Genomic DNA, 12,709 nt, shown 5'->3' with positions numbered 1-12,709 from the left:
TTATCTCGTCTGCGGGGGGGATTACTGCAGGCCGAGTTTTTTCTCCAGATAGTGGATGTTAGTGCCACCATACTGGAAGTTTTCGTCGTTCAGGATCTTCAACTGCAGTTCGATATTGGTCTTGATGCCGTCGATGATCAGTTCCGCCAGCGCATTGCGCATGCGGGCAATGGCGACGTCGCGGTTTTCACCGTAGGTGATCAGCTTGCCGATCATGGAATCGTAGTACGGCGGCACGGTGTAGCCCGCGTAGATGTGCGATTCCCAACGAACGCCAAAGCCGCCCGGCGCGTGGAAACGCGTTATTTTACCCGGACTAGGCAGGAAGGTGTTGGGATCTTCGGCATTGATACGACACTCGATCGCATGGCCGCGGACATGAACTTCTTCCTGTTTGATCGACAGCGGCAGACCGGCGGCGACGCGCAGTTGCTCTTTGATCAGGTCTACGCCAGTGATCATTTCGGTCACTGGATGTTCTACCTGAATACGGGTGTTCATTTCGATGAAATAGAACTCGCCGTTTTCATAAAGAAATTCGAAGGTACCGGCGCCGCGGTAGTTGATGTCCACGCAGGCCTTCGCGCAACGTTCGCCGATGTAACGACGCAGTTCACTGGTGATGCCCGGCGCTGGCGCTTCCTCCAGCACTTTCTGGTGGCGGCGCTGCATGGAGCAGTCGCGTTCAGCCAGATAGATCGCCTGGCCCTGACCGTCCGCCAGTACTTGGATTTCCACATGGCGTGGGTTTTCCAGGTATTTTTCCATGTAGACCATATCGTTGTTAAACGCGGCCTTGGCTTCCGCCTTGGTCATGGAAATGGACTGTTCCAGCTCTTTATCGCTGCGCACGACGCGCATACCGCGTCCGCCGCCGCCGCCGGAAGCCTTGATAATGACCGGGTAACCGATGCGTTTAGCAACGGCGCGGTTCTTTTCCATATCGTCGCCCAGAGGGCCGTCGGAACCCGGGACGCAAGGTACACCCGCTTTTTTCATCGCGCTGATCGCGGACACTTTGTCGCCCATCAGGCGGATGGTGTCGGCGCGCGGGCCGATGAAGATAAAGCCGGAACGCTCGACCTGTTCAGCGAAGTCGGCGTTTTCGGACAAGAAACCGTAACCGGGGTGGATAGCCACCGCGCCGGTAATTTCAGCGGCGGAGATCAGCGCGGGAATGTTCAGATAACTTTTGGTGGACGGCGCAGGGCCGATGCACACCGTTTCGTCAGCCAACAATACGTGTTTCAGGTCACGATCCGCCGTGGAATGCACTGCGACGGTTTTGATGCCCAGCTCTTTGCAGGCACGCAAAATACGCAGCGCGATCTCACCACGGTTAGCGATAACAATTTTATCTAGCATGGTACGCCCCGTTATTCGATGACAACCAGCGGCTCGTCAAATTCAACCGGTTGACCGCTTTCCAACAGAATGGCTTTCACCACGCCTGCTTTATCCGCTTCGATTTGGTTCATCATTTTCATGGCTTCGACGATGCACAGCGTATCGCCGATATTCACCTGCTGGCCGACTTCCACAAACGCTTTCGCTTCCGGGCTTGGGGTACGGTAGAAAGTCCCTACCATCGGCGAACGAACGATGTGACCGCTGACCGCGGCCGGCGCTGCGGCGACTTCGGCTACCGGCGCTTCGGCCACGGTAGCGGTCAGTGCAGGCTGAGGCTGCATCGGCGCATAGGCTTGTTGCATCATCGGGTAAGCCGGCACGGCCGGGGAGCGGCTGATGCGTACCGACTCTTCACCTTCGGAAATTTCCAGTTCGGCGATGCCGGATTCTTCAACCAGTTCAATCAGTTTCTTGATTTTACGAATATCCATGAATGGGGTTCCGTACTCTTGTTAATTGGAGATTGACAGGCGTTTCACCGCCGTCTGTAAAGCATAGCTATAACCATCTGCACCCAGACCACAAATGACCCCAACTGCCACATCGGACAGATAAGAGTGGTGGCGGAAGGGTTCACGAGCATGCACGTTAGACAGATGAATTTCGATAAAGGGGATGGCGACCGCCAGCAACGCATCTCGCAGCGCAATGCTGGTATGGGTGTATGCCGCTGGGTTGATCAGAATGAAGTCGGTGTTGCCTCTGGCCTGATGAATGCGGTCAATCAGCGTGTGCTCTGCGTTGGACTGCAGATGCGACAGCTGAACGTTCAGCGCCAGCGCTTCTTGTTCCAATCTGTTAACGATTTCCGTCAACGTAGTATGTCCATACTTCTCAGGCTCGCGGGTGCCCAGAAGATTCAGGTTCGGACCGTTTAAAAGCAAAATGTTGAAATTATCTACCATTATGCCGCTATCTCCCGCGATTCGCTTCGTGTCGCACAAAATAGCGCGAAGCTATTCGTTTGTCACTTTCTAGATGCAAATTGTCCGATGCCCAAAAACAAAGTCGTGCATTATAACCATTTCGTTGCAATTAGCAGCCAAATAGTGGCCTTATCTGCGGAGATGATCATCGCCGCTTCCGTTAAGCCCTGTACCGGTGTTTTTATCACGCCGGTGCACCGTGTGGCCTCAGCGCCACCACTGGAGAAATTTTTTATAACGCATCAGTAACAAAATGAGGGCCAGAAGAGTATAAAAAATAGGTTGCGGAGACAATGTTTTAAGGGACCAAATGTAGTGAATTGGGGCAAGAATGGCGACCAGATAAAGCGCGTTATGCAATTTTTGCCAGCGGGATCCCAACTTACGCATCATCGCCTGCGTGGACGTCAACGTCAGCGCCAACAGAATGATCCAACTGCCGATGCCGAGCGTGAGATAGGGCCGAGAGAAAAGCTCGCTGACCAGCAGCGAAAGGTGACTGAGTCCTAATTCCAGCAGCGCGTAGCTCGTCAGATGCAGCGTCGCCCAGGCGAAGCACCACAGGCCGACGGGCCGTCGGCAGCGCATCAGCAGCGGCTGTTTGCCGTAGCGAGCCAGCGGCGCTATCGCCAACGTGGCCAAAAGCCATTTTAGTGCGGTTCTGCCGGTAAAATGCTGGATATCCTTTGCTGGATCGGCGCTCAGCCCTCCCTGGCTCACGGTCAGAAACAGCCACAATAACGGCAGTATTCCCGCCAGATGAATAAGCACCTTGATCCAAAACAGATGTCGAGGTTTCAAACGCATTCGACGCTGACTCCACATGTTGGGCGCGATAGTGCGCGGATAATTCAGAAATTTGCACGCAAATCCAGACCTCGGTACAACGAGTCCACCTCGTCTGCATATCCGTTGAACAGCAGTGTCGGCTGACGCTGCACATCAAGAATACCGCCCGCGCCGATCACCCGCTCCGTCGCCTGCGACCAGCGCGGGTGGTCGACGTGCGGGTTCACGTTGGCATAAAAACCGTATTCGTTGGGCGCCGACAAGTTCCAGGTCGAAGGAGGACGATCGTGAGTGAAGCGAATTTTCACGATGGATTTGATATTTTTGAAGCCGTATTTCCACGGCGTCATCAGCCTCAGCGGCGCGCCGTTCTGCGGCGGCAGCGTTTTTCCGTAGACGCCGACGGCCATCAGCGTCAGCGGGTTCATCGCCTCATCCATCCGCAGCCCTTCAACGTAGGGGTAGTTGAGGCCCCCGCCGATAAAGCGGTCCTTCTGTCCTGGCATCTGTTCAGGATCGTAGAGCGTCTGAAAAGCGACATAGCGTGCGTTGCCGGTCGGATTGGCGAAGGCGATCAGTTGGGAGAGTGGAAAACCAATCCACGGGACGACCATCGACCAGGCTTCAACGCAGCGAAACCGATAAATGCGCTCTTCCAGCGGAAAGCGCCTGAGAATATCGTCCATATCCAGCGTGATGGGTTTGGCGACTTTGCCGTCGATCTCGATTTTCCAGCCTTCGGTTTTCAGGCCGCCCGCGTTGGCCGCCGGGTCCGCCTTATCCAGTCCGAACTCGTAAAAATTGTTGTATCCGGTGACTTTGTCTTCCGGCGTCAGCGGCAGGTTCAAGCGCCAGTCCGGCGGCTGATTGAAGGTGAGCGGTTTGCCCGGCGGCGCTTTGGGCCGTTCGTCGCCTTTCAGCCAGGACAGCAGGTCCGCCTGCGCGGACAGCGGCAGCGAGAGGCTAGCGGTGGTGATGCCCAGAAACTTCAGCAGCCGGCGGCGCTGGTGGAACAGGGCTTCCGGCGTGACATCTGCTTCGGTGGGCGTGCGATCTTTCTTCATGGTATTCCGCCTTGATGCCAGTATAGTGACTCGACGAGCGGCGCTCAGGTGATGTACCGCGATAGGGTTTATGCCTATTCCCGCCAGCGTGATGGGCGTAGCCGGTGAGCAAGGGAGGGCCGAACACAGCGAATCAACGGGTTCATATCCGGTGCCCCTGAGTCGTTTGCACACGGCTCAGCGTCCCAAGGCTTGGTCGCATGACCCTCATGGGGTGGTTCTTAATGTATAGATGATTCTGCCGCGCAGAGATTCAGTGTTAACGAGAAAATTTCTTTCCTGTGCCTGAGCGTCATAAAAAAGACCATCCAAATAGGGATGGCCTGAAGAGAGGGCTGCCGGGCGGATTTAACGCAGTTTCACCAGCGTTCGGCCCGTGATTCGGTTAGCGATGAGATCGGCGGCGGCGGCGGGAACCTTTGCCAACGGGATCTCTGTGGCAATCTGTTCATAGAACGAGGCGGGCAGCAGTTCGGCCAGCCGTTCCCAGGCTTTTTGTCGGCGCGGCGGCAGCGCCATGACCGAATCCACACCCTGCAGCCGCACGTTGCGCAGAATGAACGGCATGACGGTAGTCGGCAGCGCGATGCCCCCGGCCAGACCGCAGGCGGCGACCGTGGCGCCATAGTTCATCTGCGCCAGCAGCGTCGCCAGCACATTGTCGCCCACGGTATCGATAGCGCCGGCCCAGCGCTGTTGCTCCAGTGGACGCGGCGCGGCGGTAAATTCCTGCCGGTCGAGCACCTGCCCTGCGCCCAACTGTCGCAGATAATCGGCGTTTTCCGCCCGGCCGCTCAGCGCGGTCACCTGATACCCCAGCGCATGAAGCAGGGCTATCGCGGTGCTGCCCACGCCGCCGCTGGCGCCGGTGACGATTATCTCGCCGTCCGCCGGCGTGACGCCGCCCTCTTCCAATGCCATGACGCACAGCATGGCGGTCAATCCTGCGGTGCCTATGATCATGGACTGACGCGCCGAGAGTCCTTTGGGCAATGCGACCAGCCAGTCGCTTTTTACCCGAGCCGACTGCGCCAGTCCGCCCCAATGATTTTCTCCAACTCCCCAGCCGGTCAGAATCACGGACTGGCCGACGGCAAAGGCGGCGTCGTCGCTGCTGTGCACGGTTCCTGCGAAGTCAATGCCGGGTATCATGGGAAACTGGCGGACAATTTTGCCTTGGCCCGTAATAGCCAGCGCATCTTTGTAGTTGATGCTCGACCAGGATACATCGACGGTCACGTTTCCTTCCGGCAGTTGCGTCGGGTCGATGGTGCGGACTTCAGACACCGTTTTACCCTGGTGCTGTTCGAGAATCAGAGCCTGCATTGCATTACCTCCTTTTGGGGAGCGAACAAATAGGTAGAGGGAAATCAGGTAATGACTATATTGGTAATAGACATGGCATGCACTGATAAACCGCAAGGAACAGGCGACTGTGCCGGTGCCGTATTTATCCGGTTCTCGCTTTAGGAGTGAAAGACCCAAGGATGAGATTAACTACCAAACTTTCCATGCTGATGACGACGCTGATCCTATTGGCGATCGCGCTAATGTTCGTCAGCAGTATTTCCAGCTTCGTTTACTACAGCCAGAAACGCATGGAGCATCAACTTAAAGCGGTGGCGACCAGCGTCGATCAGGCCCTGCTGTCGAACTCGCCCAGCGAGATCGTAGTGTGGCTGCCGCCGGTGATGAGGAGCCTGGGGATCGTCGAACTGGAAATCCTCCAGGGGCAGGACAGCAGCGATATCGTCAGCCTGCCGGAAGACAAGCCCGATGACCGGACGATCATGTATCGCCGGACGCAGATGTCGCTTATGCAGCATCCTCATATCTCGCTGAAAATGATCTACGTCGATCCGCTGATGGGGTCCCCTCGTTATTTGTTTTCGTTTCTGTCCGTCATGGTGGTGATGCTGGTGATGTCGGTCGCCATCTTTTATGCCGTGCGCTGGCTGCGGCGGCAGATGGCCGGGCAGGAGAGGCTTGAAGCGCGCGCAGAGCGTATTCTCTACGGTGACAGCGAGGTCGTGCCGCCCGGCTCCGGGCGTGAATGGCCGGTCAGCGCCAGCGGCGCGCTCGACAAGCTGTTGGGCGATCTGATGGAAGCCCGGGAAGCCAAAGGCCGAGTGGATACGCTGATCCGCGCCTTTGTCGCACAAGACGCTGAAACTGGTTTGAATAACCGGTTTTTCTTTGACAACCAACTGGCTACACAGCTGGAAGATCCGGAGTCCGTCGGCACGCACGGCGTGGTGATGATGGTCCGGCTGCCGGACTTCGACACCCTGCAGGGAACTCACGGTTATGACAGCTCGCTGGCGGAGTATTGCACTGCCCTGATTAATCAGCTCGCTTTGTTCGTTCGGCGCTATCCGGCCTCGCTGTTGGCCCGCTATCACCACAGCGATCTCGCGGTGCTGCTGCCGCATCGTTCGTTGAAGGATGCGGACGGCGTCGCGGCGCAGATGGTGCGGGACGCTGAGCGCCTGCCTGCGCCGTCTTGCATCGATAAAGACGATATTTTGCATATCGGCATCTGCGCCTACCGCAGCGGTCAGCGGGTGGATCAGGTCATTGAGAATGTGGAAGACGCCACCCGTCATGCCGTATTGCAAGGCGGCAGCGGCTGGTGCGTTTTTGACCGTCGTGTGCCGGAAAAAGGGCGGGGGAGCGTGAAGTGGCGTACATTGCTGGAAGACACGCTGTCCCGCGGCGGCCCGCGTCTCTACCAAAAACCGGCAATCACTCGTGAAGGCTGGGTGCATCATTACGAGCTAAGCAGCCGCATTGACGATGGCACGCAGGAATTGCTGGAGGCGGAATATATGCCGCTGGTGCGCCAGCTCGGTCTGACCGCCAGCTACGAACGGTTGCTGGTGACCCGCACACTCGCGCTGATAGCGGGTGACGCCGACGTCGCGCTGGCGATCCCCATCACCGTGGATTCCCTGCTACAGCCTTCATTCCTGAGATGGCTATGCGAAACGCTGCAACAGAGTGCTCAGGAACATCGCTCTCGTCTGCTGCTGGAACTGGCGGAGGCCGACGTGTGTCAGTACCTGGGGCGTCTTCGTCCGGTGATTGCGGAGCTGACCGGATTGGGGTGCCGGCTGGTGGTGGCGCAGGCCGGTCTGACGCTGGTGAGCAGCGCCTATATCAAGTCGCTGCCGGTTGAAGTAATTAAACTGCATCCTGGGCTGGTGCGTAGCGTCGATCAGCATCCGGAGAACCAGCTATTTATTCACAGTCTGACCGCCGCCTGCGTCGGCACCAAGACACGCGTTTGCGCCGTCAGCGTCCGTACCCGCGAAGAGTGGTTGACGTTATTGGATAAGGGCGTTCGTGGCGGGCAAGGCGCGTTGTTTGCCAACTCGACGCCCGTCGGGAATACGCTGAAAAAATATTCACAGCAGTTCCATGTTTAATGTGAATGTCCGGCCCGATTTAGCGTAGAATGAGCGCGCCGTGGAGAGCGTGTCGTTACTGCTGATATCACCGCGAAAATGTTAGATTTTATGTCCGTTGTCGGCGCAAATTTTCGGGATTGTGCGCGGCCAGTCTAGATGCCGCCTGAGGGTATCTCCCTCCATGAGTTTCGAGCCTAACCCAAATTTGTGCGGCATACGCCTTTTCCACCGTTGCAGAGCCTGTTCGCGCCTTGTCGCTGCTGCGTGTGGTTGGTAAAGTAGGCGGATTTTATGTATTTCCGCCCCCAGCTTGCAGGATTATCCTTTAGTTATGTTTAAGAAATTTCGTGGCATGTTTTCCAACGACTTGTCCATCGACCTGGGTACCGCCAATACCCTGATTTATGTAAAAGGACAGGGCATTGTACTGAACGAACCTTCCGTGGTGGCGATTCGCCAGGACCGCGCCGGTTCTCCGAAAAGTGTTGCCGCAGTAGGCCACGACGCCAAACAGATGTTGGGCCGCACGCCGGGCAACATCGCGGCTATCCGTCCGATGAAGGATGGGGTGATTGCCGATTTCTTCGTGACTGAGAAAATGCTGCAGCACTTTATCAAACAGGTGCACAGCAACAGCTTCATGCGCCCCAGCCCGCGCGTGTTGGTCTGTGTTCCGGTCGGCGCAACCCAGGTTGAGCGCCGTGCGATCCGTGAATCCGCACAGGGTGCGGGCGCGCGCGAAGTGTTCCTGATTGAAGAACCTATGGCGGCGGCTATCGGCGCGGGACTGCCTGTGTCCGAAGCGACCGGCTCCATGGTGGTGGATATCGGCGGCGGTACAACGGAAGTGGCTGTGATCTCTCTGAATGGCGTGGTCTACTCCTCTTCGGTCCGCATTGGCGGCGACCGCTTCGATGAAGCGATTATTAATTACGTTCGCCGCAACTATGGCTCGCTGATCGGCGAAGCGACGGCAGAGCGCATCAAGCACGAAATCGGCTCCGCCTACCCGGGCGATGAGGTCCGTGAAATCGAAGTGCGTGGCCGTAATCTGGCTGAAGGCGTGCCGCGTGGTTTCACGCTGAACTCCAACGAAATCCTGGAAGCCCTGCAGGAGCCGCTGACCGGCATCGTCAGTGCGGTCATGGTCGCACTGGAACAGTGCCCGCCAGAACTGGCGTCCGACATTTCAGAACGCGGCATGGTGCTGACCGGCGGTGGCGCTCTGCTGCGCAACCTGGACCGTCTGCTGATGGAAGAGACCGGCATTCCCGTGGTCGTCGCGGAAGACCCGCTGACCTGCGTTGCGCGTGGCGGTGGTAAAGCGTTGGAAATGATCGACATGCATGGCGGCGATTTGTTCAGCGAAGAATAACCCGGCCTGCCAGAAATAAAGAAGGGGGAAACCGTATGGATGAAGGTTTTTTGAGTTCATCCCGTCAGGTGGCCCCCTTTTTCTTTGTCGAGGATTACGCCATTTTATGAAGCCGATTTTTAGCAGGGGACCCTCTCTGCAACTGCGACTTTTTCTTACCGTCATCACCGCGATTGTCATCATTATCGCTGACAGCCGGCTCGGTACGTTTGTCAAAATCCGCACCTACATGGATACGGTCGTCAGCCCGTTCTATTTTCTGGCGAACGGCCCGCGCGCGGCGTTGGACAACGTCTCGGCCAAGCTGACCTCCCGGGAACAGCTGGAGCGCGAGAACACGGCGCTGCGACAGGAACTGTTGTTGAAAAACAGCGACCTGCTGCTGCAAGGACAGCTCAAGCAGGAGAACGCGCGGCTGCGTGAACTGCTGGGCTCCCCGCTGCGGCAGGATGAACAAAAAATGGTGACGCAGGTCCTCTCCGCCGGTATCGACCCTTACAGCGATCAGGTTGTGATCGACAAAGGCGCCGTCAACGGCGTGTATGAAGGCCAGCCGGTCATCAGCGATAAAGGCGTCGTTGGACAGGTGATCGCCGTCGGACAACTGACCAGCCGGGTGCTGCTGATTTGCGATACCTCTCACGCGCTGCCGATCCAGGTACTGCGTAACGACATCCGCGTCATTGCCGCGGGTAACGGTTGCACGGAAGATTTGCAGCTGGAGCACTTGCCGAACAATACCGATATCCGCGTCGGGGATGTGCTGGTCACGTCCGGTCTGGGGGGGCGCTTCCCCGAAGGTTATCCTGTGGGCGTCATTTCTTCGGTGAAAGTCGACACTCAGCGTGCCTATACTGTCATTCAGGCGCGTCCCACGGCGGGCCTGCAGCGTTTACGCTATCTTCTCCTATTGTGGGGCGGGGATAACGACGCCCGCGCCGCTATTTCCCCGCAGGAAGTGCAGCGCGTGGCGAACGAACGCCTGATGCAGATGATGCCGCATGTGCTGCCGTCGCCTGAGGCGATGGGACCGCCGGCGCCCCCGGTAAATGCCGTTTCCCCGACGGACAGCGCCCCTGAGGGCGGTCGTGCGCCGGGAGGCGAGTAATGAACCGTTATCGTCGTAACGGCAACTGGATCATCTGGCTGTCGTTCCTGATAGCGCTGGTGCTGCAGATTATGCCGTGGCCGGATGATATCTATAGGTTCCGTCCCTCCTGGCTGATGCTGCTTCTGATTTACTGGGTGATGGCGCTGCCTCACCGGGTGAATGTGGGAACCGCCTTCATTCTGGGGATCATCACCGATCTGATTCTCGGCGCGACGCTGGGCGTGCGTGCTCTGGGGCTGAGCATCGTGGCCTATCTGGTGGCGTTTCGCTTCCAGCTCTTCCGCAATATGGCGCTATGGCAGCAGGCGTTAATCGTGATGTTGCTGTCGCTGTTGCTGGATCTGCTTATCTTCTGGGCCGAGTTTCTGGTTCACGATGTGGCGTTCCGCCCGGAAGTGCTGTGGAACTGCGTGGTCGATGGCGCGCTGTGGCCGTGGCTGTTTTTACTGATGAGGAAAATCCGCCGTCAGTTCACCGTACAATAGAGGTCGTGCATGACAGCACTGTATTTGGCGTCATCATCTCCCCGGCGTAAAACCCTCCTGGAGATGCTTGAGATCCCGTTCGTGACGCTGACGGCTGAAGTGGAAGAGCAGAGACGGCCTGACGAAACGCCGGAGCATTACGTAAGCCGTTTGGCGCAGGATAAAGCGGCGGCGGGCGTGGCCGTCGCACCGCAGGATCTCCCAGTGCTCGGTGCGGACACCATCGTCGTGCTGGAAGGCGACGTGCTGGAAAAACCGTGCGATGAGGCGCATGCCGCCGAGATGCTGCGGGCGCTGTCCGGCCGTCGGCATCAGGTAATGACGGCCATCGCACTGGCCGATAAAGAGAAAATATTAAGTCAACGTGTGGTCACCGAGGTGGTTTTTCGGCGGCTCTCAGAACAGGATATCGTTAGCTACATTGCCAGCGGTGAACCCAAGGATAAAGCCGGCGCCTATGGTATCCAGGGCAAAGGCGGGTGCTTCGTGAAATCCATTGCCGGGAGCTACCACGCCGTCGTGGGACTGCCGCTGGTGGAAACCCTTGACTTGTTCAGCCGATTTGCCGAACTGCGTACAGCAAGAGGAACCCATGACCGCTGAGTTACTGGTAAACATTACACCGTCAGAAACGCGCGTCGCTTACATTGATAACGGCACGATGCAGGAAATTCACATCGAGCGTGAAGCCAAGCGCGGCATCGTCGGCAACATCTATAAAGGGCGGGTCAGCCGCGTGCTGCCCGGCATGCAGGCGGCGTTTGTCGATATTGGTCTGGATAAGGCGGCTTTCCTGCACGCCTCCGACATCATGCCGCACACCGAATGTGTGGCGGGCGATGAACAGAAAAACTTCCACGTCCGCGACATCGCTGAGCTGGTACGCCAGGGGCAGGATCTCATGGTACAGGTGGTCAAGGATCCCCTGGGCACCAAAGGCGCGCGTCTGACGACGGATATTACGCTGCCTTCGCGCTATCTGGTCTTTATGCCGGGCGCCTCGCACGTCGGTGTCTCCCAGCGTATCGAAAGCGAAACCGAGCGCGAGCGCCTCAAGCACATCGTGTCCGCCTACTGCGACGAACAGGGCGGTTTCATTATTCGCACCGCCGCTGAAGGCGTGGGCGAGCAGGAGCTGACGGAAGATGCGGCGTTTCTGAAGCGCCTGTGGGCCAAGGTGATGGAGCGTAAAAAACGCAATAAAACCCGCTGCCAGCTGTATGGCGAACTGGCGTTGGCGCAGCGTATCCTGCGGGATTTCGCCGGCGCGGCGCTGGACAGGATTCGCGTCGACTCCAAGCTGACCTTCGACTCGTTGGTAGAATTCACCTCCGAATACATCCCCGAAATGGCCAGCAAGCTGGAGCTTCACGCGGGTAAACAGCCGATTTTCGATCTGTACGATGTTGAGAACGAAATTCAACGCGCGCTGGATCGCAAGGTGGAACTGAAGTCGGGCGGATATCTGATCATCGATCAGACCGAGGCGATGACCACGATTGATATCAACACCGGCGCTTTCGTCGGGCATCGCAATCTGGATGAAACCATCTTCAATACCAACATCGAAGCGACGCAGGCGATCGCCCGCCAGCTGCGACTGCGTAATCTGGGCGGCATCATCATCATCGACTTCATCGATATGAGCAACGAAGACCACCGTCGCCGCGTGCTGCATTCGCTGGAGCAGGCGCTCAGTAAAGATCGGGTAAAAACCAGTATTAGCGGTTTCTCTCAACTAGGATTAGTGGAGATGACCCGTAAACGCACCCGTGAGAGTATCGAGCACGTATTGTGCAGCGGCTGTCCCACCTGTCACGGTCGCGGGACGGTGAAAACGGTCGAGACCGTCTGCTACGAAATTCTGCGCGAAATCGTGCGCGTCCATCATGCTTACGATTCAGACCGCTTCCTGGTTTATGCCTCGCCGCGCGTCGGCGAAGCGCTGAAAGGCGAAGAGTCCCATGCGCTGGCCGAGGTGGAAGTCTTTGTCGCAAAACAGGTCAAGGTCCAGATCGAACCTCTGTACAGTCAGGAGCAGTTCGACGTGGTGATGATGTAAGACAGACGGCGGGTAGATGCTGGCGGCGAGCGATGGCAGAAAACGGAGAGTCGATGTGATGCGGGTATGGCGCTTTC

Annotated in this window: 12 protein-coding genes; 6 read left to right on the top strand and 6 right to left on the bottom strand. The window is 57.5% G+C overall.

All coding sequences use genetic code 11. From position 1 onward, the window contains the following. Window positions 1-21: 21 nt before the first annotated feature. The 6 genes from accC to acuI form a co-directional block, all read right to left on the bottom strand. A complete protein-coding gene (gene accC, locus I6N93_RS15810) occupies window positions 22-1,365 on the bottom strand; it encodes an acetyl-CoA carboxylase biotin carboxylase subunit (RefSeq protein ID WP_085685887.1) in 1,344 nt (447 codons plus the stop codon). A gap of 11 nt (window positions 1,366-1,376) precedes the next feature. Further along, window positions 1,377-1,841 carry an acetyl-CoA carboxylase biotin carboxyl carrier protein gene (gene accB, locus I6N93_RS15805; RefSeq protein ID WP_085685885.1) on the bottom strand — a complete coding sequence of 155 codons (465 nt, stop codon included), beginning with the start codon at window positions 1,839-1,841 and terminating at the stop codon, window positions 1,377-1,379. A 21-nt stretch (window positions 1,842-1,862) separates the two neighbouring features. Beyond that, window positions 1,863-2,315: a type II 3-dehydroquinate dehydratase gene (gene aroQ / locus I6N93_RS15800; RefSeq protein ID WP_085685883.1), complete on the bottom strand. Its 453-nt coding sequence runs from the start codon at window positions 2,313-2,315 to the stop codon at window positions 1,863-1,865. A 228-nt stretch (window positions 2,316-2,543) separates the two neighbouring features. Further along, entirely contained in the window at window positions 2,544-3,143 is a 600-nt protein-coding gene (gene msrQ / locus I6N93_RS15795; protein ID WP_085685881.1) for a protein-methionine-sulfoxide reductase heme-binding subunit MsrQ, read from the bottom strand. 44 nt (window positions 3,144-3,187) lie between these two features. Next, window positions 3,188-4,189, bottom strand: coding sequence for a protein-methionine-sulfoxide reductase catalytic subunit MsrP (msrP, locus tag I6N93_RS15790; protein ID WP_085685880.1), 1,002 nt, complete (start codon window positions 4,187-4,189; stop codon window positions 3,188-3,190). A gap of 348 nt (window positions 4,190-4,537) precedes the next feature. Then, window positions 4,538-5,515: an acrylyl-CoA reductase (NADPH) gene (gene acuI, locus I6N93_RS15785; protein WP_085685878.1), complete on the bottom strand. Its 978-nt coding sequence runs from the start codon at window positions 5,513-5,515 to the stop codon at window positions 4,538-4,540. 161 nt (window positions 5,516-5,676) lie between these two features. On the opposite strand from acuI, the gene csrD reads away from it, so the two are divergent. The 6 genes from csrD to rng all read left to right on the top strand — a co-directional run bounded on the left by csrD (window position 5,677) and on the right by rng (window position 12,632). After that, complete coding sequence (gene csrD / locus I6N93_RS15780) at window positions 5,677-7,617, top strand: RNase E specificity factor CsrD (RefSeq protein WP_085685876.1); 1,941 nt, start codon at window positions 5,677-5,679, stop codon at window positions 7,615-7,617. Window positions 7,618-7,930: 313 nt separating this feature from the next. Continuing rightward, window positions 7,931-8,974, top strand: coding sequence for a rod shape-determining protein MreB (gene mreB / locus I6N93_RS15775; protein WP_003855260.1), 1,044 nt, complete (start codon window positions 7,931-7,933; stop codon window positions 8,972-8,974). A gap of 106 nt (window positions 8,975-9,080) precedes the next feature. Next, window positions 9,081-10,082, top strand: a complete 1,002-nt coding sequence (mreC, locus tag I6N93_RS15770; protein WP_085685874.1) for a rod shape-determining protein MreC — start codon at window positions 9,081-9,083, stop codon at window positions 10,080-10,082. Beyond that, window positions 10,082-10,570 (top strand): rod shape-determining protein MreD, encoded by a 489-nt coding sequence (gene mreD / locus I6N93_RS15765; RefSeq protein WP_085685872.1) that lies wholly within the window; start codon window positions 10,082-10,084, stop codon window positions 10,568-10,570. Before mreC ends, mreD begins: the two co-directional genes overlap by 1 nt. Window positions 10,571-10,579: 9 nt before the next feature. Next, window positions 10,580-11,173, top strand: a complete 594-nt coding sequence (locus tag I6N93_RS15760; RefSeq protein WP_085685870.1) for a Maf family protein — start codon at window positions 10,580-10,582, stop codon at window positions 11,171-11,173. Continuing rightward, the gene (gene rng, locus I6N93_RS15755; protein ID WP_085685868.1) at window positions 11,163-12,632 is read left to right on the top strand and encodes a ribonuclease G; all 1,470 of its coding nucleotides are present in this window, start codon (window positions 11,163-11,165) and stop codon (window positions 12,630-12,632) included. Before I6N93_RS15760 ends, rng begins: the two co-directional genes overlap by 11 nt. Window positions 12,633-12,709 lie beyond the last annotated feature (77 nt).

This window comes from Lonsdalea populi, from assembly GCF_015999465.1.
Lineage (GTDB): Bacteria > Pseudomonadota > Gammaproteobacteria > Enterobacterales > Enterobacteriaceae > Lonsdalea > Lonsdalea populi.
The sequence above is the reverse complement of the archived record's forward strand: the minus strand, read 5'-3'. Positions and strand labels throughout refer to the sequence as shown.